General features: G+C 36.1%; 32 protein-coding genes and 1 riboswitch. Of the genes, 28 read left to right on the top strand and 4 right to left on the bottom strand.

The features are described 5' to 3' along the window. Positions 1-45 precede the first annotated feature (45 nt). The gene (locus tag Q0F04_RS01780) at positions 46-1752 is read right to left on the bottom strand and encodes an ABC transporter substrate-binding protein (protein WP_295749478.1); all 1707 of its coding nucleotides are present in this window, start codon (positions 1750-1752) and stop codon (positions 46-48) included. Between the two features lie 254 nt (positions 1753-2006). Here Q0F04_RS01780 and pta point away from each other — a divergent pair, with 254 nt between their 5' ends. Next, on the top strand, positions 2007-2978 hold the full coding sequence (gene pta / locus Q0F04_RS01785; protein WP_295749483.1) for a phosphate acetyltransferase: 972 nt from the start codon (positions 2007-2009) through the stop codon (positions 2976-2978). Between the two features lie 86 nt (positions 2979-3064). On the opposite strand, the gene mgtE is transcribed toward pta, so the two are convergent. Both mgtE and Q0F04_RS01795 read right to left on the bottom strand, forming a co-directional pair. Next, positions 3065-4405, bottom strand: coding sequence for a magnesium transporter (gene mgtE / locus Q0F04_RS01790; RefSeq protein WP_295749486.1), 1341 nt, complete (start codon positions 4403-4405; stop codon positions 3065-3067). A gap of 121 nt (positions 4406-4526) precedes the next feature. Beyond that, positions 4527-4693: riboswitch (M-box (ykoK) riboswitch) on the bottom strand. Positions 4694-4762: 69 nt separating this feature from the next. Next, on the bottom strand, positions 4763-5662 hold the full coding sequence (locus Q0F04_RS01795; protein ID WP_295749489.1) for a LysR family transcriptional regulator: 900 nt from the start codon (positions 5660-5662) through the stop codon (positions 4763-4765). Between the two features lie 91 nt (positions 5663-5753). Here Q0F04_RS01795 and Q0F04_RS01800 point away from each other — a divergent pair, with 91 nt between their 5' ends. Both Q0F04_RS01800 and Q0F04_RS01805 read left to right on the top strand, forming a co-directional pair. Then, positions 5754-6440: an AzlC family ABC transporter permease gene (locus Q0F04_RS01800; protein WP_295749492.1), complete on the top strand. Its 687-nt coding sequence runs from the start codon at positions 5754-5756 to the stop codon at positions 6438-6440. After that, positions 6433-6735 carry an AzlD domain-containing protein gene (locus tag Q0F04_RS01805; RefSeq protein ID WP_295749495.1) on the top strand — a complete coding sequence of 101 codons (303 nt, stop codon included), beginning with the start codon at positions 6433-6435 and terminating at the stop codon, positions 6733-6735. Before Q0F04_RS01800 ends, Q0F04_RS01805 begins: the two co-directional genes overlap by 8 nt. A 21-nt stretch (positions 6736-6756) precedes the next feature. On the opposite strand, the gene Q0F04_RS01810 is transcribed toward Q0F04_RS01805, so the two are convergent. Next, complete coding sequence (locus Q0F04_RS01810; protein WP_295749497.1) at positions 6757-7521, bottom strand: class I SAM-dependent methyltransferase; 765 nt, start codon at positions 7519-7521, stop codon at positions 6757-6759. 140 nt (positions 7522-7661) lie between these two features. Here Q0F04_RS01810 and Q0F04_RS01815 point away from each other — a divergent pair, with 140 nt between their 5' ends. The 25 genes from Q0F04_RS01815 (at position 7662) to secY (ending at position 22118) form a co-directional block, all read left to right on the top strand. Continuing rightward, positions 7662-8801 carry a GDSL-type esterase/lipase family protein gene (locus Q0F04_RS01815; RefSeq protein ID WP_295749500.1) on the top strand — a complete coding sequence of 380 codons (1140 nt, stop codon included), beginning with the start codon at positions 7662-7664 and terminating at the stop codon, positions 8799-8801. A gap of 135 nt (positions 8802-8936) precedes the next feature. Continuing rightward, positions 8937-9824 carry a Gfo/Idh/MocA family oxidoreductase gene (locus tag Q0F04_RS01820; RefSeq protein WP_295749503.1) on the top strand — a complete coding sequence of 296 codons (888 nt, stop codon included), beginning with the start codon at positions 8937-8939 and terminating at the stop codon, positions 9822-9824. Then, positions 9821-10615, top strand: coding sequence for a glycoside hydrolase family 25 protein (locus Q0F04_RS01825; RefSeq protein WP_295749505.1), 795 nt, complete (start codon positions 9821-9823; stop codon positions 10613-10615). Before Q0F04_RS01820 ends, Q0F04_RS01825 begins: the two co-directional genes overlap by 4 nt. 15 nt (positions 10616-10630) lie before the next feature. Further along, a complete protein-coding gene (gene pepI, locus Q0F04_RS01830; RefSeq protein ID WP_295749508.1) occupies positions 10631-11494 on the top strand; it encodes a proline iminopeptidase in 864 nt (287 codons plus the stop codon). A gap of 335 nt (positions 11495-11829) precedes the next feature. After that, on the top strand, positions 11830-12141 hold the full coding sequence (gene rpsJ / locus Q0F04_RS01835; protein WP_003864845.1) for a 30S ribosomal protein S10: 312 nt from the start codon (positions 11830-11832) through the stop codon (positions 12139-12141). A 14-nt stretch (positions 12142-12155) separates the two neighbouring features. Then, positions 12156-12848 (top strand): 50S ribosomal protein L3, encoded by a 693-nt coding sequence (gene rplC / locus Q0F04_RS01840; protein ID WP_040466218.1) that lies wholly within the window; start codon positions 12156-12158, stop codon positions 12846-12848. Beyond that, positions 12848-13477 (top strand): 50S ribosomal protein L4, encoded by a 630-nt coding sequence (gene rplD, locus Q0F04_RS01845; protein ID WP_117572723.1) that lies wholly within the window; start codon positions 12848-12850, stop codon positions 13475-13477. Before rplC ends, rplD begins: the two co-directional genes overlap by 1 nt. After that, entirely contained in the window at positions 13477-13770 is a 294-nt protein-coding gene (rplW, locus tag Q0F04_RS01850; RefSeq protein WP_295749510.1) for a 50S ribosomal protein L23, read from the top strand. Before rplD ends, rplW begins: the two co-directional genes overlap by 1 nt. Positions 13771-13828: 58 nt before the next feature. Next, a complete protein-coding gene (gene rplB / locus Q0F04_RS01855) occupies positions 13829-14662 on the top strand; it encodes a 50S ribosomal protein L2 (RefSeq protein ID WP_295749513.1) in 834 nt (277 codons plus the stop codon). Between the two features lie 18 nt (positions 14663-14680). After that, positions 14681-14956, top strand: a complete 276-nt coding sequence (rpsS, locus tag Q0F04_RS01860; RefSeq protein WP_117572729.1) for a 30S ribosomal protein S19 — start codon at positions 14681-14683, stop codon at positions 14954-14956. 14 nt (positions 14957-14970) lie between these two features. Further along, a complete protein-coding gene (gene rplV / locus Q0F04_RS01865; RefSeq protein WP_117572731.1) occupies positions 14971-15306 on the top strand; it encodes a 50S ribosomal protein L22 in 336 nt (111 codons plus the stop codon). Between the two features lie 10 nt (positions 15307-15316). Continuing rightward, positions 15317-16129, top strand: a complete 813-nt coding sequence (gene rpsC, locus Q0F04_RS01870) for a 30S ribosomal protein S3 (RefSeq protein WP_118114944.1) — start codon at positions 15317-15319, stop codon at positions 16127-16129. After that, positions 16129-16545 carry a 50S ribosomal protein L16 gene (rplP, locus tag Q0F04_RS01875; protein WP_003864837.1) on the top strand — a complete coding sequence of 139 codons (417 nt, stop codon included), beginning with the start codon at positions 16129-16131 and terminating at the stop codon, positions 16543-16545. The genes rpsC and rplP overlap by 1 nt, the downstream gene beginning before the upstream one ends. Then, positions 16545-16745, top strand: a complete 201-nt coding sequence (rpmC, locus tag Q0F04_RS01880) for a 50S ribosomal protein L29 (RefSeq protein ID WP_003864836.1) — start codon at positions 16545-16547, stop codon at positions 16743-16745. Before rplP ends, rpmC begins: the two co-directional genes overlap by 1 nt. Positions 16746-16758: 13 nt before the next feature. Beyond that, positions 16759-17016, top strand: a complete 258-nt coding sequence (gene rpsQ, locus Q0F04_RS01885; protein ID WP_117572735.1) for a 30S ribosomal protein S17 — start codon at positions 16759-16761, stop codon at positions 17014-17016. A gap of 18 nt (positions 17017-17034) precedes the next feature. Next, positions 17035-17403: a 50S ribosomal protein L14 gene (gene rplN / locus Q0F04_RS01890; RefSeq protein WP_003864834.1), complete on the top strand. Its 369-nt coding sequence runs from the start codon at positions 17035-17037 to the stop codon at positions 17401-17403. A 13-nt stretch (positions 17404-17416) separates the two neighbouring features. Further along, a complete protein-coding gene (gene rplX, locus Q0F04_RS01895) occupies positions 17417-17737 on the top strand; it encodes a 50S ribosomal protein L24 (RefSeq protein ID WP_117572737.1) in 321 nt (106 codons plus the stop codon). A gap of 11 nt (positions 17738-17748) precedes the next feature. Next, entirely contained in the window at positions 17749-18288 is a 540-nt protein-coding gene (gene rplE, locus Q0F04_RS01900; protein WP_003864832.1) for a 50S ribosomal protein L5, read from the top strand. Between the two features lie 13 nt (positions 18289-18301). Beyond that, positions 18302-18487 (top strand): type Z 30S ribosomal protein S14, encoded by a 186-nt coding sequence (locus Q0F04_RS01905; RefSeq protein WP_003864831.1) that lies wholly within the window; start codon positions 18302-18304, stop codon positions 18485-18487. A gap of 15 nt (positions 18488-18502) precedes the next feature. Next, complete coding sequence (rpsH, locus tag Q0F04_RS01910) at positions 18503-18898, top strand: 30S ribosomal protein S8 (RefSeq protein WP_117572739.1); 396 nt, start codon at positions 18503-18505, stop codon at positions 18896-18898. A 25-nt stretch (positions 18899-18923) separates the two neighbouring features. After that, positions 18924-19469: a 50S ribosomal protein L6 gene (gene rplF / locus Q0F04_RS01915; protein WP_117572741.1), complete on the top strand. Its 546-nt coding sequence runs from the start codon at positions 18924-18926 to the stop codon at positions 19467-19469. A 21-nt stretch (positions 19470-19490) separates the two neighbouring features. Continuing rightward, positions 19491-19847, top strand: a complete 357-nt coding sequence (rplR, locus tag Q0F04_RS01920; RefSeq protein WP_003864828.1) for a 50S ribosomal protein L18 — start codon at positions 19491-19493, stop codon at positions 19845-19847. Between the two features lie 17 nt (positions 19848-19864). Next, positions 19865-20368 (top strand): 30S ribosomal protein S5, encoded by a 504-nt coding sequence (gene rpsE, locus Q0F04_RS01925; protein ID WP_186998863.1) that lies wholly within the window; start codon positions 19865-19867, stop codon positions 20366-20368. Between the two features lie 15 nt (positions 20369-20383). Beyond that, on the top strand, positions 20384-20821 hold the full coding sequence (gene rplO / locus Q0F04_RS01930; RefSeq protein WP_117572744.1) for a 50S ribosomal protein L15: 438 nt from the start codon (positions 20384-20386) through the stop codon (positions 20819-20821). A gap of 1 nt (position 20822) precedes the next feature. Then, on the top strand, positions 20823-22118 hold the full coding sequence (secY, locus tag Q0F04_RS01935) for a preprotein translocase subunit SecY (RefSeq protein WP_295749517.1): 1296 nt from the start codon (positions 20823-20825) through the stop codon (positions 22116-22118).

A 22118-nucleotide genomic window follows, 5' to 3' on the forward strand; every position in this document is an offset into this window, starting at 1 on the left:
ATTATATGTATTAAAAAGAGATCTGTCAACAGATCTCTTTAATTGTTATTCGATTGTAGCTTTGTCTAATGCTTTAACGAAGTCATACAATGGAGCTGTATCTAAGTTTTTGATCTTTTTGTTGTATAGATCATAGTAACTTAAACCATTGATTGCTACATATGGACATAAAACAGAAATTTTTTCGTAAGCTTCTTTATAAGCAGCAGTACTTGCAGCTTGATCCGTTGTATGTAATGCAGTATCTAATAATGCATCTAAATCAGGATCTGATAAACGAGCTGAGTTATCTGTTTGACCAGTTTGGCATAATAGGTTGATACCAGTGTCATCACCTGAACCAAATTGCCATCCCATGTAAGATACTTCCCATTCATTAACAGTATCATCACCTTGAACAGTCGCAAGCATTGTGTTGAATTCACTTAAGTTTGTCTTGAAGTCAACGCCTAATTCATCGCCCCAAGCTTTTTCTAGCATTGGAAGCATAGTATCTAATTGGTCTTTACCTTTTGTAGAAACCAAACGAACAGTTAATTTTTGTCCATCTTTTTCACGGATTCCATCACTTCCTACAGTCCAACCAGCATCATCTAAGATTTGTTTAGCTTTTTCGATGTCATAGTCATAGTAAGTCATTTTGTCATCTTTTTCTTTACCAGTAATGATATCACCTAATTGTGATGAAATTGGGTTAGCCATTAATACTGGAACGAAACCAGGTTGAGTCTTCTTAACATCCTTGCTTCCTTTAGAGAATGAGTAGTAGCTATCAACAAATGCTTGACGGTCAATCGCATAAGTTAATGCTTGACGTACAGCAGGATCTGCAGTGGCTCCAGCAGCGCAGTTGTAAATAAAGTATTGCATTGAGCTCGATCCATAAGTGTTGTAAGTTAAGTTCTTGTCTAAGCTTGCAGTACCAACTTTATCGGCATTATCAGCTTGTGGTAATAAATCAACAGTTCCTTTTTGAAGTTCCTGAAGTTCTGTTGAAGTATCACAAATCTTTATTACAACGTTATCGATTTGGTATTCACCATCTTTAGCTTTAAATTCTTCATTCTTTACAAATGTTGCAGCTGAATCTTTTTGGAAATTCTTCAATACATATGGTCCAGAGCCAATTGGTTCGCTGGCTTTGTCTTCAAACATCTTTGTATCACCTTTTTTGTATTTCTTGAATTGTGAATTAGAGATGATTGGGAATGTACCAACCTGACTGATTGCATCGATTCTTGGTGTTGCTAAGTGGAAAGCAACTGTATAATCATCGATTTTTTCAACACCACTTAGAGTTTCGGCATCTCCATCGTGATATTCTTTATAACCTTCTAAGTAATCAACATATGTTGAGAAACGACCAGTATAGCTTGGGTCAGCCATAGCTGTAAATGTTAATACAACATCGTCTGCATCCAATTTAGAACCATCAGAGAATTTAACTCCTTTTTTCAATTTGAATGTTAATGTAGAACCATCTTCACTTACTGTTGGTTTTTCAGTAGCTAGTTCTGGTTGTAATTGATTATCGCGATCATAGCTCAACATACTTTGATAAACCATTTCAATAACGTAATCATCATATACAGTTTGATAATACAATGGAGAGAAAATTCCATTGAAACCTGTACTTAAACCTACTGTCAATGTTTTACCGCTTGCACCAGATGATCCGCTAGCACAACCAGTCATCATTGCAGCTGCCATACATACGGCACCGGCCTTTTTTAAATAGTGACTTGTTTTCATAATTTGCACCTATCCCTTCTTGTGATGTCACTAGTGTAAAACTTTACAATGAAAATTGCAAGCTAAATTTACATTAATTTACATTTGTATGTAAAATATTTACAATCAGTATACTATGTTTATGAATGGCGAACAGAATGTTATTTTTAGTGTACGTATTTTACAAATAAACTATGAGAAAAAGTTCACATTGTTTTTGTGGTAAATAAAGCATTTTTGGACTATACTTTGATAGAAAAGAGGTAGTTAAAGTTATGATTATTGATGAATTAGAAAAAAAGGTCCAAGGAAAGGGAGTACGTATCGTATTCACTGAAGGATGGGATCCACGTGTACAAAAGGCAGCTATTGATTTGAAAAACAATGATATCGTTTGCCCAGTATTATTAGGAACTCCAGAAGAAATTGCTGGTTGTGCACAAAAGAATAGTTTAAATGTTGAAGGAATCGAACAAATCGATCCAAATAACTTCGAACATATGGATGAAATGGTTCGTAAAATGGTTGAATTGCGTCGTGGTAAAATGGACGAAGAAAAAGTTCGTAAAGCATTGAAGAGCACAAACTATTTTGGAACTATGTTAGTTCAAATGGGATATGCTGATGGATTATTAGGTGGTGCTACATATTCTACAGCAGATACTGTACGTCCAGCATTACAATTAGTAAAAACAGCTCCAGGAAACCAATTAGTTTCTTCTTGCTTCATTTTAATTAAAGACGAATCTCAATTGATCATGGGTGACTGCTCAATTAACATCAACCCTAACACAGACGATTTAGTAGAAATCACAATGCAAACAGCTAAATCTGCTCGTCAATTTGGTGTAGAACCAAAAGTTGCATTATTATCATACTCAACAATGGGTAGCGCAAAAGGTGACTGCGTTGCTAAGATGACTGAAGCAAGTGATCGTTTACGTCGTATTGCTGACTTCGATATCGATGGAGAAATGCAATTTGACTGTGCAGTAAGTGAAGAAGTTGCTAAATTAAAAGCACCAGAATCAAAAGTTGCTGGACACGCAAATACATTTATCTTCCCTAACTTATCAAGTGGAAACATTGGATATAAAATTGCCGCTCGTTTAGGTGGATATGAAGCAGTAGGACCAATCTTACAAGGATTGAACGCTCCAATCAATGACTTATCTCGTGGATGTACTTCAGATGAAATCTACAAGATGGCTATTGTTACAGCTGCTCAAAAAGATATGGATATCTAATTTAAATAATTATATTTTTTGATAAAAGAATCTCAATGGAGGTTCTTTTTTTCATATCATCAAAAAAAGAGATGATCTCTCATCTCTTAAACTACGATATTAAAAACATGAACCGCAATATTGAAATAAACTAGAATAGAGCAAGTATCTACAATTGTTGTGATCAATGGACTGGCCATAATAGCTGGATCTACACCAATTTTATTTGCAAATAATGGAAGAATACATCCAATTAATTTTGCAATAATAACTACAACCATTAGTGAAAGAGCAACTACAATTGCGATATTAAAGTTTTGGTATTGAATGAAAATACGTAAACCATTGGCTGCAGCTAAAATAAATCCAACAACAAGAGAAATTCTAAATTCTTTAAACATGACTTTAAAAATCTCTTTAAAATGAATTTCGCCTAAAGCTAAACCGCGAATAATTAAAGTCGAACTTTGAGAACCACAGTTTCCACCCGTATCCATCAACATAGGAATAAAGGATACTAATAATGGTACAGCACTGAAGGCATTCTCATATCGAGTAATGATGCTTCCTGTGATTGTGGCAGAAAACATTAAAACAAGCAACCATAAAATACGGTGTTTTGCCTGTTGCCAAACTGTAGTTTCAAAATATGTTTTTTCATTGGGCTCCATGGCAGCCATACGTGAAATATCTTCATTGGTTTCATCCACCATTACGTCCATGGCATCATCAAATGTAACGATACCAACAAGACATCCATCACTATCAAGTACGGGCATCGCAATTAAGTCATATTTTCTAAATAAATGCGCAACCTGTTCCTGGTCTGTATGCGTATGTACAGAAATAATGTTCGTATTCATTAGATTTGTGATGTTTTCATCATCATCACTTGTCATTAAGCTTTTAGCTGTCACAATACCAATTAATTTTTTGCTTTCTGTGACATAACAAGTATAAATAGTTTCCTTATGAATACCAATATCCTTAATATGGTTCATGGCCTGTTTTACAGTCATTGTTTTTTTCAATGTGACATATTCAGTCGTCATGATTGAACCAGCACTGTCTTCAGGATATTTCAAAAGTTTGTTGATAGTTGAACGCTTATTTGAATCTAAGTTTTTCAAAATACGCGTTACTAAATTTGCAGGTAGATCCTCTAACATATCTACAGTATCATCCATATAAAGATCATCTAACAATTCTTTTAACTCAGTTTCTGAAAACATGTCTACCAGATATGTCTGCATCTTCGAACTCATGCATGAGAATACATCGGCAGCTTTTTCTTTAGAAATCAAACGGAATGCCAAAGCACATTCTTTCGCGTCTAACTCTTCTAAAAAGGCGGCTGTATCCATATCGTTCATTTCGGAAAGTATGTTTTGTGCAGCTTTGTATTTTTTGTCTTGTAGTAATTGAATGAATTCTTCTTTGTTCATCATGATTATGTACCTCTGCTTTCTTATTATAATTCAAACTATTCCCATCCGGATCCGTACACATACAAGCCTCACCTCCTTATAAACAAAAGAAAACGCCATTGCCCAAACAATGACGTTATTAATCTAAGTATCACCGTTCAAGCTTTAGTATCACAGGGCATATAAATTACATTAAGCCAAGCCTTTGCGACTTTGCCTGCTGACCAACGAGTCGTGTCTCCACAACTTTGCGGCAGTAATCTTAGGAAATCCAAATCCCTGCGGTAACCTCACCTACCGTATTTCTGTATTTACATGAAGAGAATAATATATATATTGAATAGAGTCAACCTAAATAACATAAAAAGTATGTTAAATTTAAATAATATGAAAACTATCTTTATCTTTAAGTATTTCCGGTGTCTTTCTTAGAATAAAATCTAGAAATGTCTTTCCTGCATAAGACAAAGTATCGTAATTATTATAGGCAATGCCAACATGACGAAATAGATTTTCTTGTATTGGAATCAAACACAAATCATCATAGTCGCTCAAAGCGTTTTGATAAAGTATAGAAATACCTAAATTCTGTCGTATCATAGCTAAAATAGTAAAGTCATCATATACTTTGTGTTTAATCTGTACATGTAATCCTAGATTTTGAAATGTTTTTATTGGTAAAGAATACTCTCCCTCATCCAGTTGAATAAAAGGATACTTTGCGATTTGTTTTATACTTAAAACTTTGTGCTTAGACAACACATGATTTTGTGGCACCAACGCAAACATTTCATCATAATACAATTCCTTATATTGAACCTCTTTAATTGCATCAATACATGTGAATCCTAAATCAAGACTTCCTTCTATTAATTGTTGTTCAATATTTGTGTATTCACTTTGATACAATTCAAATTGTACATTTGGATAGATCTGAATAAACTCTTCCATTAAAGAAGGTAAAAGATGTCGAGATACACTTGTGAAAGTACCAATTCTTAATGTGACCTGGTCCAACCCTTTCATTTCTTGTTTTTTAGTACGAAGATTATCAAGGCTTGCCTGAACTGATTTTAAATAGGGAAGATACGCTAGTCCATCTTTACTAAGAATGACACCACTTTTTTGTCGAATGAATAAAGTAGTTTCGAGTTCTTCTTCTAAAGATTTTATTGTTTGAGAAACTGCACTTTGCGAATAACCAAGCTCTTTAGCCGCTTGACTAATTGTTTTTGTTTCTAATACTTTGAAAAATATATCATATTTTGTCAGATTCATATCTATCACATTTCCTTATGGAAGTATTATAAATATTTGATTTACAAATAACAACACAATTCCTATAATGCATAAAAACAGGAGTGAGATTATGGAATTTAAAAAAGGAATCAAAGACAGTATTCCAGTTGGATTGGGTTATTTTGCGGTTTCCTTTTCACTTGGAATCATCGCAAAGAATGTAGGCTTATCACCAATACAAGGCTTTTTGACTAGTCTATTTATAAATGCATCGGCGGGAGAATATGCTGTTTTCTTAATGATTAGTACACATGGCACCTTCATTCAGATGATTATCATGACTTTAGTCAGTAATGCACGCTATTTTTTAATGAGCTTTGCGCTAAGTCAAAAGATCGAAGAAAAAACGAGTCTGTTTCATAGAATGTGTATTGGTTTTGATTTAACAGATGAATTATTTGGTTTGGCAATCAATCATGAAGGGAAAGTGAATCATAAATATATATATGGTACGTATTTGGTGGCACTTCCATGCTGGGCACTAGGAACTGCATTGGGAATAGTTGCCGGAAATAGTCTTCCTACAAAAATTGTAGCAAGTTTAAGTGTTGCACTATATGGCATGTTTTTAGCTATTATTATTCCTCAAGCAAAGAAAGATCGAGTTGTAGGTGTTCTTGTTGTTGTGAGCTTCTTGTTGAGCTACATTTGTAAAGACATGCCGATTTCAGGTGGAACAAGAACCATTTTGTTAACAATCATTATTTCAATGGCTGCAGCCATTATTAAACCTAGAAAGAAGGAAGAAAATGTCTAATCCAATGATGTATGTAGCTACAATGGCAGTTGTAACATATTTAATTCGTGTATTGCCATTAACGCTTTTTAACAAACCCATTACTAATATATATATTCAGTCTTTTCTATATTATGTTCCCTATGTGACTTTAGCTGTGATGACTTTTCCTACTATATTATATGAAACTAATTCTCAGTTAGCAGGACTAGCAGCACTTATTATTGGTATTGTTTTGGCATGGAAAGATAAAAGTTTATTTCAAGTATCGATTGCCTGTTGTTTAATAGTCTTGATTACAGAATATTTCATATAAAAATAATGCCACAAAGTGACATTATTTTTTTAATATATCTATAGTATGTGAGCTTGCACCAATCAGTTCTTGTCTTTCACATGTTGCAAGATGATATTTGATGAATAATTCAAATGTTTCATCATCCATCTTATTTAAGATAGGACGCATATAATCGCTTGGTCCATCTGCAGCAATAATTTGGATTCGTTCTAAACCCACATCTTCATTTAATTGATTGATTGTATCTAAGCGAATGTAGCTATATAGATCATCTATATTTGTTTGTGTTTGAAATGTTTCATCAAGTTTTTTAGCTGTTAATGATTCTTTGATGTGTCCATCTCGAAAGCCATGGACTAAGACACTATATTCATTCATAACATAAGCCACAAAAATAATCCCATCTTTTTTTGTAACGCGCTTAGCTTCTGATAATGCTTTTAGTTTATCTTCATAACTAAATAAGTGGTACATGGGACCAAATAATAGAGTGATATCAAAGGTGTTGTCTTGATACCTTGATAAATCTAAAGCTGTGCCTTGATAGGCTTTCACATTGCTTTTTTTAGCTTTTAAAACACCAAGATTATATTTAACAAGTTCAATCGCATCGACTTGATATCCTTCGTTACTAAGTGCAACGCTATATCTTCCGGTTCCTGCTCCGATATCTAATATGCGATCTTCCGACTTTAAATATTTATGGATATATTTCATGCTTGTTGTATATTCTACTTGACCATGTCTTGATAGTAATCTTTTATCTTCGCAAAATTTACCGTAATAATTTTCTAATTTACTCATGTATTATTTCCTCAACTTCTTTAATATAATAAGGTATATGTTTGGATTTTTGCAACGTTTCATGTATGATTATTTGTGGATAAAAACACATATATGTTTTAAATGTTAGAGTAAATAATTAATATATTTGGAGGTTGTTTATGGAAAAAGAATATAAAGCAATATTTGGACAGGCAATGTCTGTTGTGACACATAAACCTAGTCAATACGCAAAGAATATCACATTGCGTTATCCTATGAAATCGACATTCAAAGGGGATAAGATACGTATTTGTTTAGATAACTTTACAGGAAAAGAAGGTGTGGTCTTTGACTCAATCACAATTGGACGTGTTATCAGTGGACGTGATTTAGATCCAACATCCATTGTGGATATTACTTTTAATGGGTCAAAAGGACTTCATCTTGATGTGGGAGAACAATGTTATAGTGATCCATTGGATTTTAAAGTACATGAACAAGAAACAATCGCAATCAGTTTCTATTTAAAAGAATTCACTCACTTACGTTGTGGTGTATATACGCAAGGACCATTAAGTACTGGCTATTTTGGAGAAGGGGATTTCTCTCATGCAGGTATTATGGATCATGCATCCAGTATGAAAACACCATGGGTATTTTTCTTAAGTGAAGTGGCTGTTTTGACAGAACCAGAATATAAAGTTATTACTTGTTATGGTGATTCCATTACTTCTCAAGATTGGCCGGATTATTTACAGAAGCTAATGTGGGAAAATAATAAAAAGGTGTCTGTAGTTCGAAAAGCCGTTAGTGGTACACGTATTTTAAGACAATATTCTTGCGTTCAGTATGAAGCATATGGATTAAAAGGAGATTATCGATTTGGTCACGAGATGCATGTGGCTGGAAGTGATACTTTAATTATTTTACAAGGAATCAATGATATTATTCATCCGGTCGGTGTTGAAAAGAATGAATTTAGACCATGGCAAGATCTTCCTTCGAGTCAGGAATTGATTGAAGGCTTAAGAAAATATGTTAAATACGCGAAATCATTAGGGATGAAAGTCTATATTGGAACACTGATTCCAATTGAAGGTTGGCGTACATATGCATATTTCAGAGAAAATTTGCGTAACGAAGTGAACGAATGGATTCGTACAACGGATGAAATTGATGGCGTGATTGATTTTGATAAAGATATTTGCGATGGACATAAAATGCAGGATGCATTTGATAGTGGAGATCACTTACATCCAAGTGATGAGGGATATGCGCAAATGGCAAAAACCGCATACAATAAAATGTCCATGGAATAATTCCATGGACATTCGTATATGTGAAAGAAATAGGCAGAAAGAGATAAGTATAGTGAGTAAATGAGGTAACTGCTTATTTCTATCTATAATATATAGAGAAGAGCTTAAAGTAATCTTAAAAAGAAGGTGAAAATAATGATACAAATTGGAGTATATGGCTTAGGTGGTATTAGTCGTCGTGTAATACAAGGTATTTTGTTCTCTTACAATGCAAATCTATATGCTGTGTGTTCTTCGAGTATAGAAAAGGCAAATGCTTTTAAAGAGGAATATGAAGCAGAAAAAGCTTACGATAGCTATGAAAAGATGTTGAAGGATGCAAATTTAGATATGGTATATATTTGTACGCCAAATTATTTACACGCCAAACATATTCAGTTGGCTTTGACAAATCATAAGCATGTGGTGTGTGAAAAACCAATGTGTGTATCGAGTGAAGAATTAAATGCATGTTTTGATTATGCACATCAGCAGAACTGTTTTTTAATGGAAGCACATAAAACGGTTTTTACACCTTTAAATCAGAAATTATTTGAAATGATTTCTCATGATGAAATTGGTGAAGTGAAATCAATTGATGCTCAATATGCGACAAGATTGACAGAAACAATTTCAGATTGGCATTTTAGTCAACCAGGATCTGGATGTATGTTTGATATTGGGGTTTACCCTATTTGTTATGCGAATAGAATGGCAAATAGCTCAATATTGAAAGTATCTCGATTTCAAGATGAAGCTTTGATTGAATATGAAAATGGGTGTGTAGCACATATCGCAACAAGCTGGGATGTGGATATGGAAAATACGGCTCATATATATGGTACAAAGGGTAGTGTTACTTGTAAGAATTTTTGGAAGAATACAGAACTTGTAATGAATGATAAAAAGATTGAGGTCGAACAAAAATCAGATTTCACCGGTGAAATCGAACATGCATGCACTTGTATAGAGAGTGGTTTGATTGAAAGTCCTGTAATGTCAAGAAATACAAGTTTAGAAATTCTTAAGGTCATTGGGGTATGAGAAGAAAAGTTAAATTAAGTAGAATTTTGATTCTTATATTGATTCCTATTTTAATTGTGAGTGGAGGTTTTTGTGCAATTCGTATGTTGTTCACAAATGAAGAACCGGTAATAGAAGAAAAGAGCTATTATGATTTAGATTTATTTTCTATGGAAAATGGATTGATGACATATAAAGACTCTTCCTATAAGTTATCCACTGGAATTGATGTATCAAGTCATAATGGTGTTGTGAATTGGTCAGCTGTAAAAGCTGATGGAATCGAGTTTGCGATGTTAAGAATTGGTTATCGTGGTGCCCAAGAGGGAATCTTACATGAAGATGAATATATCGATACAAATATGGAACAGGCCATTCAGAATCATCTTAAGGTAGGTGTTTATTTTTTCTCGAGTGCGATCTCGTCTGAAGAAATTGATGAAGAAGTGGATTTAGTATTGAATAAAATTAAGGGATATAAAATTCAAATGCCAGTTGTCTTTGATATGGAAGAATTTGATCAGGGTGGAAGAATTGATGATTTATCGGCAGAACAAAGAACGAAGCTGGCTCTTCGCTTTTGTAAGAAGATCAAAGAAGCTGGATATCAGCCAATGATATATGGAAATATGACGTGGTTATATCAAAATTATGATTTTGAAAAAATATCAAAATATCCGATTTGGCTAGCGAGTTATACAACAAGTTGTCCGATGGAAGATAAATTTGATATTTGGCAATATTCAAATAAAGGTCAAGTTAATGGAATAGAAGGAGCTGTAGATATGAATATATATCTACAGAAGAAGTAAGTGAGTGTAATAAAGATGAATATAGTTGAAGGATATATGCCGTTTAAGGGCTTTAAAACATACTATCGTATTGTGGATGGTGGAGACAAGACTCCATTGATTTGTTTACATGGTGGTCCTGGATCCACGCATAATTATTTTGAAGTGTTAGATTGTATTGCTAAGACGGGAAGAAAAGTAATTATGTATGATCAACTTGGTTGTGGTAATTCATTTGTGGAAGGTCATGATGAATTATGGAATCAATATACGTGGATGGAAGAACTTGAAGCGTTGATGGAATATTTAAATATTGAATCTTGCCATTTGTTGGGGCAATCTTGGGGCGGCATGTTAGCAATTGCCTATGCGATTGAAAAGAAAAACACAAGATTGAAGTCTTTGATTCTTTCGAGTACATTATCTTCAGCTTCACTTTGGGCTAAAGAGCAACATCGTATGATTTCATTTATGTCTGATGATGAGCAACGAGCTATTTTAAGTGAGGATTATGATTCGGGTGAATATCAGTTGGCTAATGAGCATTATATGCAGCTTCATTGTGCCGGGCCATTTGATGAAGATACGCCAGAATGTGTTAGAAGAGAAAAGAAAGCAGGGGCTCGTGCTTATTTAATTGGTTGGGGACCTAATGAATATACTCCGCTTGGAACTTTGAAGGATTTCGAGTATACAAATCGATTGCATGAAATTGAGGTTCCGGCCCTAATAATTAGTGGAACGAATGATTTATGTACACCACTTGTTGCCAAAACTATGTATGATGGAATCAAAAATGCGAAATGGCATTTAATGCCAGGGTGTCGTCATATGTGTTTTGTGGATGATCATGATACATATTGTCGCAATTTAGAGGATTGGTTAGCGTCTGTTGATTAAAAACAGATGCTTTTTTTACATGTTTTAAAAAAATGGGTGTAATTTTATGGTTTAAAACATTATTTGTGACCCACTGACAAGGGTTGTCATAGTTATTTTTTTGAAATAGTAAAAAAATTAAAAAATAAAACGTGTTAAAACACGATAAATAAGGGCTTTAAAAGAATTATTAAATTTTTTTAAATTAGGGGTTGAATGCATGAAATATATGTGTTAGAATACAGGAGCTTGCGATGAAGTGCGAGGTTGCTGACCCACTGAGAACCGTTGTCATGGGTGTGGCCAGGTAATTCGCATGGAGCATGTTTATCTAGAATAAACGAAAGGAGTTAAACATGGCAAAAAATACTATGAGAATTCGCTTAAAGGCGTATGAGCACAGAATCTTAGATGATAGTGCAAAGAAAATTGTCGAAGCTGCGACAAAACACGGAGCTAAAAAGGTTGTAGGACCAGTTCCATTACCTACTGAAAAACAGGTAGTAACAATTCTTCGTGCGGTTCACAAATACAAAGATTCACGTGAACAATTTGAAATTCGTACGCACAAGCGTTTGATTGAGATTGTTGCACCAAACAAGGAAACGATTGATTCTTTACAAAGACTTGAACTTCCTAGCGGTGTCGACATCGAAATTAAACTTTAATGGAGGTGTCAATGATGAAAGGACTATTAGGAAGAAAATTAGGAATGACACAAGTCTTCACTGAAGATGGTGTATTGATTCCAGTAACTGTAGTTGAAGTAACACCAAACGTTGTTTTACAAAAGAAAACAGTTGAAACAGATGGTTACAACGCAGTTCAATTAGGATTTGAAGAAATCAAAGAAAAACGCACAACTAAAGCAAACATCGGACACTGTAAAAAAGCAAATACAAGTCCAAAGCGTTTCATTAAGGAAGTGCGCGACTGTGACATGGATGTAAACGTTGGAGATTTAGTTAACGTTGATATCTTTGCTGCAGGAGAAACAGTAGATGTAATCGGTACAAGCAAAGGTAAAGGTTACAATGGTACAATCGTTCGTAACAATGCTCACCAAGGTCCAAAGACTCACGGTGGATCTAAGAACATTCGTCACATCGGTTCATTAGCTACAAACGGTATTACTTCACGTCAAGGACGTATCATGAAGGGTACTATCATGGCTGGTCAAGAAGGTGGATATACTACTACAAACCAAAACTTGACAGTTATTAAAGTTGATACAGAAAACAACTATATGTTAATTAAAGGTAACGTTCCTGGACCTAGAAAAGGTTGCGTAATGGTACGTACTGCTAAAACTAGCAAGGGAGATAAAGAACCTGTTACTTTAGTTGACTATACTGCAAATAAGGAGGTTCAATAATGGCTACTATCGACGTAATTAACCAAGCTGGTGCAGTTGTTGGTTCAATCGAATTGAACGACGCTGTTTTCGGAATTGAACCACACCAACAGGCTATGTATGATGCATTAGTAATGCAAATGGCAAGCCGTCGTCAAGGAACTGCTGACACTAAGGGTCGTAGCGAAGTTTCTGGTGGTGGACGCAAGCCTTACCGTCAAAAAGGTACAGGACGTGCTCGTCAAGGTTCTATCCGTGCTACTCAATTTAGAGGTGGTGGAACTGTATTCGGAGCTACTCCACGTAACTATGCATACCGCATTAACAAAAAAGTTCGCCGTTTAGCAGTTAAATCTGCATTAAGCGAAAAAGTTCAAGAAACAGCATTCAGCGTTTTGGATAAATTTGAAATTGCTGAACCAAAAACAAAAACATTTGTTTCAATTATTGAAGCTATCCAAGCGCCTAAGAAAACATTGTTTGTTGTTGCAGATAGCGAAGATGCAACAAACGTTTACTTATCAGCACGTAATATTGCTGGAGCTACAGTAATGTCTGCTTCTGCAATCAACACTTACGATTTAGTAAATGCAAACAAAGTTGTTATGACAAGCGCTGCCGTAAAACAAGTTGAGGAGGCATTGGCATAATGAAAGATTACAGAGACGTAATTATCCGCCCAATCATCACTGAAGCAACTATGAAGATGATGGCTGAAGATAACAAAGTAACTTTTGAAGTAATTAAGGGTGTTAGCAAAATCGAAATTGCTAAGGCTGTTGAAGCTGCATTCAATGTAGAAGTTGTAAAAGTAAATACAATGAACTGCAAACCAAAAACAAAACGTGTAGGTCGTTATGTTGGAAAAACAAGCGCTGTACACAAAGCTATTGTAAAAATTAAAGAAGGACAAACAATCGAATTGTTCGGTTCTGAAGAATAATCAGGGAGAAGACGCTATTTCCTGAATAAATATTGCGATAAGGAGGAAAATTAAGTTTATGCCAATTAAGAAGTATAAACCAATGACACCTGGACGTCGTGGAATGACAACTTTGGCTAAAGATGAAATCACAACATCTAAACCAGAAAAAAGCTTGTTAGCTCCATTGAAATCTAAAGGTGGAAGAAACAACACAGGACGTATTACTACACGTCACCAAGGTTCTGGTCACAAAAGAACTTACCGTATCATCGATTTTAAACGTAACAAAGACAACGTGCCTGCACGTGTTGCTACAATCGAATACGATCCAAACCGTTCAGCAAACATTGCATTGTTAAACTATGCTGATGGTGAAAAACGTTATATCATCGCTCCAAAAGATTTGAAGGTTGGTATGACAGTTGTATCAGGAGCAGAAACAGATATTAAAATTGGTAACTGCTGCGAAATGAGAAACATGCCTGAAGGTACATTCATTCACAACGTTGAATTGAAACCTGGTAAAGGTGGACAGATGGCTCGTAGTGCTGGATGTTCAGCTCAGATCTTAGGTATTGAAGAAAAATATGTAACTTTACGTTTAGCTTCTGGTGAAGTTCGTAAAGTATTGGCTAACTGCCGTGCTACTGTAGGTACAGTTGGTAATGAAGATTACAGCTTAGTTAACTATGGTAAAGCAGGACGTAACCGTTGGAGAGGTATTCGCCCAACTGTTCGTGGTTCTGTAATGAACCCTAATGATCACCCTCATGGTGGTGGTGAAGGACGTACTCCTATCGGACGTAAATCACCAATGACTCCTTGGGGTAAAAAAGCATTGGGTGTTAAAACTCGTCGTAACAAAAAGGCTAGTACAAAATTAATTGTACGTCGTCGTAATGGTAAGTAGGCAAGGAGGTAAGATACAATGAGTCGTAGTTTGAAAAAAGGACCTTTCTGTGATGACCATTTGATGAAAAAGGTTGTTGCATTAAACGAAGCCGAAAAAAAAGAAGTCATTAAAACTTGGAGCCGTCGTTCTACAATCTTCCCTCAATTTGTTGAACACACATTTGCCGTTTATAACGGTAAGGAACATGTTCCTGTTTATGTAACAGAAGACATGGTTGGACACAAATTAGGTGAATTCGTTCCAACACGTAAATACACTGGTCATGGATCAGATGATAAGAAATCTAGATAGTAGGAGGAGAAGAAATGGAAGTAAAAGCTACCGCAAAAACTCTACGTATTCAACCTCGTAAAGCAAGACTAGTCTTAGACTTGATCCGTGGAAAAGACGTAGAAGAAGCAGCTGCTATTTTAAAATTCTTACCTAACAAAGGTGGATACCTTGTTGGTAAAGTATTACACTCAGCTGTTGCTAACGCAGTTAACAATAACGATTTAGATGAAAGCAAGTTATATGTGAAGGCTTGCTGGGCTGACGAAGGAATTACTTTGAAACGCTTCATGCCTCGTGCAAAAGGTAGTGCGAGTGCTATTCACAAACGTACAAGCCACATTACAGTTGTAGTGGCTGAAAAAGAGTAGGAGGTAAGCTATGGGACAGAAAGTAAGTCCAATTGGAATGCGTGTCGGAGTCATTCGTGACTGGCAATCAAGATGGTACGCTGACGATAAAGAATTCGGAACATTATTAATGGAAGATGTTAAGATTCGTGAATTGGTTGAAGCATACTACGCTAAATTATCAAACGAAGCTGTCGACAAACGTAAGGCAGACCCTCAAATCTCTCGTATCGAAATCGAACGTACTAAGGGTCGTATGACAGTTATCATCCGTACTGCTCACCCTGGTGTAGTAATCGGTCAAGATGGTAAATCAATCGAAGGATTGAAAAAACAAGTTTCAAAAATCGCTTCTGCAAAGAACGTACAAATTAACGTTGTAGAAGTTGCTAATCCTAACTTAGATGCTCGTTTAGTAGCTCGTTGGATTGCAAACGAATTGGAAGGACGTAAATCTTTCCGTGCAACTCAGAAAAAAGCTATTCAAAACACTATGCGTGCTGGTGCAAAAGGTATTAAAACTGCTGTATCTGGACGTCTTGGTGGAGCTGATATGGCACGTACTGAAGGATATTCAGAAGGAGTTGTTCCTTTACATACACTTCGTAGTGATATTGACTATGCTTGGGAAGAAGCAGCGACTCAATATGGTCGTTTAGGTGTAAAAGTTTGGATCTGCCGTGGTGAAGTATTACCTGGTGAAATGGTTAAAGAACCAGAAGCTCCAAAACAACGCCCAATGCGTAAAGGAAAAGGACGTCGTCGTCCAGATGCTCGTTCAAACCGTGCCCCTAAAGATGCTGCAAAAGCTGCAGCACCTGCAGAAAAAGGAGGTAACGAATAATGTTAATGCCTAAACGTACAAAGTATCGTCGTCCTCACCGTTTGAGCTACGAAGGTCGTTCAAAAGCAGGTCGTACAATTGACTTTGGTGAATATGGATTGGTTGCTGAATCAGGAAACTATGTAAGTAACCGTCAAATTGAAGCAGCCCGTATTGCTATGACACGTTATATGAAACGTGGAGGAAATGTTTGGATTCGTATTTTCCCTCACATGGCACGTACTAAAAAACCTCTAGAGGTTCGTATGGGTTCTGGTAAAGGTGCTCCTGAAGGATGGGTAGCAGTAGTTCAACCAGGACGTGTAATGTTCGAAGTTGGTGGAGTAAGTGAAGAAGTAGCTCGTGAAGCTTTACGTCTTGCTGCTCACAAATTACCAGTTAAGACTCGTTTTGCTAGAAAAGGAGAAGTGAAGTAATGTTAGCTAAAGAAATCCGCGAAAAAACAAATGAAGAGCTTCTTCAGGAAATCGATACGCTTAAAGATGAACTTTTTAACCTTCGTTTCCAGCAAGCCACAGGACAGTTAGAAAATACAGCACGTTTAAAAACTGTTAAGAAAACAATTGCTCGTATTAAAACTGTATTGACAGAGCGTGAAAACGCTGGCCAAGAGTAGGGAGGACGTATCTATGGAAAGAAACGCTCGTAAAGTATACCGTGGTACAGTTGTGTCTGATAAAATGGACAAAACTATCACAGTTATGGTAGAAACTAAAAAAACACACCCATTATATGGTAAACGTGTTAAATATTCTAAGAAATTTAAAGCTCACGATGAAAACAACGAAGCACGTATCGGAGATAAAGTAGTAATCATGGAAACTCGTCCATTATCTGCTACAAAACGTTTCCGTTTAGTTGAAATCGTTGAAAAGGCTCGTGGTTAATACTAGGAGGAGAAAGCAATGATTCAAAACGAAAGTCGTATGCGCGTTGCTGACAACACTGGAGCTAAAGAAGTTTTAGTTATCCGTTGTTTAGGTGGTAGCGTAAGAAAATTTGCAAACATCGGTGATGTCGTTGTATGTGCTGTTAAACAGGCTACTCCTGGTGGATCCGTAAAAAAAGGTGATGTAGTTAAAGCCGTAATCGTACGTACACGTCGTGGTGTTCGTCGTGAAAACGGAACTTACATCAAATTTGATGATAACGCATGTGTAATCATTAAAGATGACAAGACGCCAAAGGGAACTCGTATCTTCGGTCCAGTTGCTCGTGAATTACGTGACAAAGACTTCATGAAGATCGTATCTCTTGCGCCAGAAGTATTATAGGAGGTGTGTCTAAGTGAGAATTAAAAAAGGTGATAAAGTAAAAGTTATTACAGGTGCTTACAAAGGCACAATCGGTGAAGTAAAAGCTGTATTCCCTAAGGAAGACAGAGTTATCGTTGAAGGTGTTAACATGGTTAAAAAACACTTGAAACCAACTCAAGCAAATCCAGAAGGTGGAATCGTTGAAAAAGAAGCTAAAATTCACGTTTCAAATGTAATGCTTTATGATGAAAAAGCAAAAGTTGCTAGCCGTATTACAACAAAAGTTGAAGTTGTAGATGGTAAAAATGTAAAAACACGCGTCTTCAAAAAGAGCGGTAACGAAGTGAAGTAGGAGGGTAGAAGATGAATCGTTTACAAGAAAAATATAAAAACGTAGTTGTCCCTCAAATGATGAAAGATTTCGAATACAAATCTGTCATGGAAGTACCTCACGTTGAAAAAGTAGTTATTAATATTGGTGTAGGTGATGCTATCACTAATGCTAAATTATTAGACGAAGCTGTTGAAGAATTGACAGCTATCACTGGTCAAGCTCCAGTTGTAACAAAAGCTAAAAAATCAATTGCGAACTTCAAATTGCGTGAAGGTATGCCAATTGGATGTAAAGTTACTTTACGTAAAGAAAAAATGTATGAATTCTTAGATAAGTTATTCAACATTTCATTACCTCGTGTACGTGACTTCCGTGGAGTTAGCGATACTAGCTTCGATGGTCGTGGAAACTATACATTAGGTATTAAAGAACAAATCATTTTCCCTGAAATTGATTTCGATAAAGTAGACCGTACTCGTGGTATGGACATCGTAATCGTTACATCAGCGAAAACAAACGAAGAAGCAAAGGCATTATTAACTCAAATGGGTATGCCTTTCAAAAAGTAGGAGGAGCTTTTAAATGGCAAAGAAATCAATGATTAACAAACAACAGCGTCCTCAAAAATTTAAAGTTCGTGAGTACACTCGTTGTGAACGTTGTGGTCGTCCACACTCTGTATTAAGAAAATACAAATTATGTCGTATTTGCTTCCGTGAATTGGCTTACAAAGGTCAAATTCCTGGAGTTAAAAAGGCTAGTTGGTAAGGAGGTATATTGCATATGATTATGACTGATCCTATTGCGGATATGCTGACTAGAATCCGCAATGCTTTGCAACAAAAGCATGCCTCTGTCAGTATGCCAGCGAGCAATGAAAAGAAAGCAATTGCTCAAATTTTGAAAAACGAAGGTTTCATCGTAGACTTCAACGTTGAAGGCGATGTTAAGAAAACTTTGAACATTGAATTGAAATACGGACCTAACAATGAAAAAGTTATTAGCGGTTTACGTCGTATTTCTAAACCTGGTCTTCGTGTTTACGCTAAAGTTGAAAACTTACCTAGCGTATTAAACGGATTAGGTATTGCAATCATTTCTACAAGCAATGGAATGATGACTGACAAAGAAGCAAGAAAGAACCACTTAGGTGGAGAAGTTATTGCTTACGTTTGGTAATAAATATATAGGAGGATAAAACGTAATGTCACGTATCGGGAATAAACTGATTACCGTTCCTGCAGGAGTTACTGTTGAAGTAGCTGCTGGGAATGAGGTGACTGTTAAAGGACCTAAGGGTTCTTTAACACGTACATTCTCTTCTTTGATGGAAATCCACGTAGAAGAAAATGTTGTCACTGTAAAACGTCCAAATGACGAAAAACACACAAAACAATTACACGGAACAACTCGTGCATTGTTACACAACATGGTAGTTGGTGTATCTGAAGGATTCACTAAAGACTTAGAATTAGTTGGTATCGGATTCCGTACAGCAATGAAAGGAAACGTATTAACTATGAACGTTGGATATTCTCACCAAGTTGAGATGCCAGTTAAAGAAGGCTTAGAAGTAACTTGTCCAACTGCTACAACTATCAAAGTTGCAGGTATCGATAAACAAGAAGTTGGAGAATTTGCAGCAAATGTTCGTGCTGTTCGTAAACCAGAACCTTACAAAGGAAAAGGTATTCGCTATGTTGGTGAAAACATCCGTCGTAAGGAAGGTAAAACAGCAGGTAAGAAATAGTAGTGGGAAAGGAGATCAAAAATGTTTACTAAAGTATCACGTAATGAAACTCGTGTACGTCGTCACAAACGTGTACGTACAAAAATTAGCGGAACTCCAGAATGCCCACGTTTATGCGTATTCAGAAGTAACGCACACATCCATGTTCAAATCATTGATGATGTTAACCAAAACACATTGGTCAGTGCTTCAAGTGTTGACATGAAATTAGAAAATGGTGGAAACGTGGAAGCAGCTCGTTTGGTAGGAACTGAAATTGCTAAGCGCGCACTAGAAAAGAATATTAAAGAGGTTGTATTTGACCGTGGTGGATATGTTTATGCTGGTCGTGTACAAGCTTTAGCAGAAGCAGCTCGTGAAGCTGGCTTGGAATTTTAGGAGGTCGCACAATGGCAATGGATAGAAAACCAAAAAGAGACCAAAAAGAATTTGAAGAACAAGTAATCTCAATCAACCGTGTAACTAAAGTAGTTAAAGGTGGACGTCGTTTCCGTTTTGCTGCATTAGTTGTAGTTGGAGATCGTAAAGGCCGTGTAGGTATTGGTACAGGAAAAGCTAACGAAGTTCCTGATGCAATCAAAAAAGCCGTTGAAGATGCTAAGAAAAACATCTTCACAGTACCAGTAATTGGTACTACAATCCCTCACGAAATCACTGGTAGATATGGTGCAGGATCTGTTTACATGCGTCCAGCTATCGAAGGTACTGGTGTTATCGCTGGTGGTGCAACTCGTGCAATCCTTGAACTTGCAGGTATCTCTGATATCTTAACTAAATGTTTAGGATCACGTACAAAAATCAACGTTGTTCGTGCAACAGTTGATGCATTACAGAACTTAAGAACTGTAGAAAGCGTTGCTGCGCTTCGTGGTAAGAAGCCAGAAGAAATTCGCGGGTAATAGGAGGTAAATCAGATGAAATTACATACAATGAATTTAGCCGAAACTCGCACAGAACGTAACCGTGTAGGTCGTGGACCTGGAAGCGGAAACGGAAAAACTAGCGGTCGTGGACAAAAAGGTCAAAAATCAAGATCAGGTGGAGGAGTTCGCTTAGGTTTTGAAGGTGGTCAAACACCATTAGCAAGACGTTTACCAAAACGTGGATTCACTAACTTCAACCGTAAAGAATATGCTATCGTTAACGTTGAAACATTAAATCGTTTCGAAGATGGAGCAACTGTTAATGCAGCAGCTTTAATTGAAGCTGGTATTATCAATAAAGAACTTTCTGGACTTAAAGTTTTAGGTAACGGTGAGTTAACTAAAAAATTAACTGTTGAAGCAGTTAAATTCTCTAAGTCAGCTAAAGAAGCAATTGAAAAAGCAGGCGGAAAAGTAGAGGTTCTATAATATGGCAGGCAAGATAAAGGCAATGTGGACGAATAAGGATATCCGCAATAGGATTCTATTCACCCTATTTGCCTTTCTTGTCTATCGTTTGGGATCAGCCATTACTGTACCTGATGTAAACACAGCAGATTTAGTTAATGGTCTAGGAGAAAACTCATTGTTCGCGATGTTAAATCTATTAGGAGGTGGAGGACTAGAACAGTTCTCTGTCTTCGCTTTAGGTGTTACTCCATATATTACAGCTTCTATCATTATTCAGTTATTAAGTATGGATGTTATTCCACATTTAACAGAATTGAGTAAAGCAGGAGCTAATGGTCGTAAAACATTAGACAAGTATACAAGATATCTTGCGGTCGTGTTTGCCTTTGTGCAATCATTCTCATTAGTATATGGTTTTTCAAAAGCATATACAGGTTTGATTGTCGGCGGTGTTACAATCAGTAAGATTTTATATATTGCAACAATATTTGCAGCAGGAAGCATGTTTTTAGTGTGGATTGGAGACCAAATTTCCATGAAAGGCATTGGAAATGGTATTTCCATGGTAATTATGGCTGGTATTGTAGGGCGTATGCCTCAACAATTCTCTAGTGCATGGTCAAGCTTGATTTCAGGGGAGTCTGCACCTACCTATGGAGCTTGGTTATTTGCTGCGTATATATTAATATACTTATTAATTATTATCTTTGTTACGTTGATCAATACAGCGGAAAGAAGAATTCCAATTCAATATACATCAAGTTCAATTTCATTGAGTAAACCGAGTGAAGCGAACTACTTGCCATTGAAAGTCAATTCAGCAAGTGTTATTCCTGTCATCTTTGCTAGTTCATTGATGATGGCACCAATTCAAATTGCTTCATTCTTCCCATCAAATGATTTCATTAAAGAAATGCAAAAATGGTTAGGATTGCAAACTTGGTATTCACTTGTTATTTATGTATTATTGATTTTGTTCTTTACATTCTTCTATACGAAGATGCAAATCAATCCAGAAAAGGTTGCTGAAAACTTAGGTAAATCCGGATCTTATATTCCTAGTGTTCGCCCAGGTTCGGAAACAAAAGATTATATTAACCGAGTTTTATCAAGAATTACAGTATTAGGATCTGTTGCTCTAGCATTTATTGCTGTTATGCCACATGTCATGCCATTAATTTGGCCTGATCTTCCAAGCTCAATGGCTTTGGGTGGTACAGGAATGATTATCGTTGTTGGTGTTGCTATTGAAACAGTACGTCAAGTACAAGGATTGATTACTCAAAAATCTTACAAGAAATATTACGAAGACTAA

It is taken from the genome of uncultured Holdemanella sp., assembly GCF_934772795.1.
GTDB lineage: Bacteria > Bacillota_I > Bacilli_A > Erysipelotrichales > Erysipelotrichaceae > Holdemanella.

Excerpts from the sequence above, each read along its gene's own strand:
- Q0F04_RS01780 (WP_295749478.1), bottom strand. The coding sequence starts at position 1,752 with ATGAAAACAAGTCACTATTTAAAAAAGGCCGGTGCCGTATGTATGGCA.
- pta (WP_295749483.1), top strand. The coding sequence starts at position 2,007 with ATGATTATTGATGAATTAGAAAAAAAGGTCCAAGGAAAGGGAGTACGT.
- mgtE (WP_295749486.1), bottom strand. The coding sequence starts at position 4,405 with ATGATGAACAAAGAAGAATTCATTCAATTACTACAAGACAAAAAATAC.
- Q0F04_RS01795 (WP_295749489.1), bottom strand. The coding sequence starts at position 5,662 with ATGAATCTGACAAAATATGATATATTTTTCAAAGTATTAGAAACAAAA.
- Q0F04_RS01800 (WP_295749492.1), top strand. The coding sequence starts at position 5,754 with ATGGAATTTAAAAAAGGAATCAAAGACAGTATTCCAGTTGGATTGGGT.
- Q0F04_RS01805 (WP_295749495.1), top strand. The coding sequence starts at position 6,433 with ATGTCTAATCCAATGATGTATGTAGCTACAATGGCAGTTGTAACATAT.
- Q0F04_RS01810 (WP_295749497.1), bottom strand. The coding sequence starts at position 7,521 with ATGAGTAAATTAGAAAATTATTACGGTAAATTTTGCGAAGATAAAAGA.
- Q0F04_RS01815 (WP_295749500.1), top strand. The coding sequence starts at position 7,662 with ATGGAAAAAGAATATAAAGCAATATTTGGACAGGCAATGTCTGTTGTG.
- Q0F04_RS01820 (WP_295749503.1), top strand. The coding sequence starts at position 8,937 with ATGATACAAATTGGAGTATATGGCTTAGGTGGTATTAGTCGTCGTGTA.
- Q0F04_RS01825 (WP_295749505.1), top strand. The coding sequence starts at position 9,821 with ATGAGAAGAAAAGTTAAATTAAGTAGAATTTTGATTCTTATATTGATT.
- pepI (WP_295749508.1), top strand. The coding sequence starts at position 10,631 with ATGAATATAGTTGAAGGATATATGCCGTTTAAGGGCTTTAAAACATAC.
- rpsJ (WP_003864845.1), top strand. The coding sequence starts at position 11,830 with ATGGCAAAAAATACTATGAGAATTCGCTTAAAGGCGTATGAGCACAGA.
- rplC (WP_040466218.1), top strand. The coding sequence starts at position 12,156 with ATGAAAGGACTATTAGGAAGAAAATTAGGAATGACACAAGTCTTCACT.
- rplD (WP_117572723.1), top strand. The coding sequence starts at position 12,848 with ATGGCTACTATCGACGTAATTAACCAAGCTGGTGCAGTTGTTGGTTCA.
- rplW (WP_295749510.1), top strand. The coding sequence starts at position 13,477 with ATGAAAGATTACAGAGACGTAATTATCCGCCCAATCATCACTGAAGCA.
- rplB (WP_295749513.1), top strand. The coding sequence starts at position 13,829 with ATGCCAATTAAGAAGTATAAACCAATGACACCTGGACGTCGTGGAATG.
- rpsS (WP_117572729.1), top strand. The coding sequence starts at position 14,681 with ATGAGTCGTAGTTTGAAAAAAGGACCTTTCTGTGATGACCATTTGATG.
- rplV (WP_117572731.1), top strand. The coding sequence starts at position 14,971 with ATGGAAGTAAAAGCTACCGCAAAAACTCTACGTATTCAACCTCGTAAA.
- rpsC (WP_118114944.1), top strand. The coding sequence starts at position 15,317 with ATGGGACAGAAAGTAAGTCCAATTGGAATGCGTGTCGGAGTCATTCGT.
- rplP (WP_003864837.1), top strand. The coding sequence starts at position 16,129 with ATGTTAATGCCTAAACGTACAAAGTATCGTCGTCCTCACCGTTTGAGC.
- rpmC (WP_003864836.1), top strand. The coding sequence starts at position 16,545 with ATGTTAGCTAAAGAAATCCGCGAAAAAACAAATGAAGAGCTTCTTCAG.
- rpsQ (WP_117572735.1), top strand. The coding sequence starts at position 16,759 with ATGGAAAGAAACGCTCGTAAAGTATACCGTGGTACAGTTGTGTCTGAT.
- rplN (WP_003864834.1), top strand. The coding sequence starts at position 17,035 with ATGATTCAAAACGAAAGTCGTATGCGCGTTGCTGACAACACTGGAGCT.
- rplE (WP_003864832.1), top strand. The coding sequence starts at position 17,749 with ATGAATCGTTTACAAGAAAAATATAAAAACGTAGTTGTCCCTCAAATG.
- Q0F04_RS01905 (WP_003864831.1), top strand. The coding sequence starts at position 18,302 with ATGGCAAAGAAATCAATGATTAACAAACAACAGCGTCCTCAAAAATTT.
- rpsH (WP_117572739.1), top strand. The coding sequence starts at position 18,503 with ATGATTATGACTGATCCTATTGCGGATATGCTGACTAGAATCCGCAAT.
- rplF (WP_117572741.1), top strand. The coding sequence starts at position 18,924 with ATGTCACGTATCGGGAATAAACTGATTACCGTTCCTGCAGGAGTTACT.
- rplR (WP_003864828.1), top strand. The coding sequence starts at position 19,491 with ATGTTTACTAAAGTATCACGTAATGAAACTCGTGTACGTCGTCACAAA.
- rpsE (WP_186998863.1), top strand. The coding sequence starts at position 19,865 with ATGGATAGAAAACCAAAAAGAGACCAAAAAGAATTTGAAGAACAAGTA.
- rplO (WP_117572744.1), top strand. The coding sequence starts at position 20,384 with ATGAAATTACATACAATGAATTTAGCCGAAACTCGCACAGAACGTAAC.
- secY (WP_295749517.1), top strand. The coding sequence starts at position 20,823 with ATGGCAGGCAAGATAAAGGCAATGTGGACGAATAAGGATATCCGCAAT.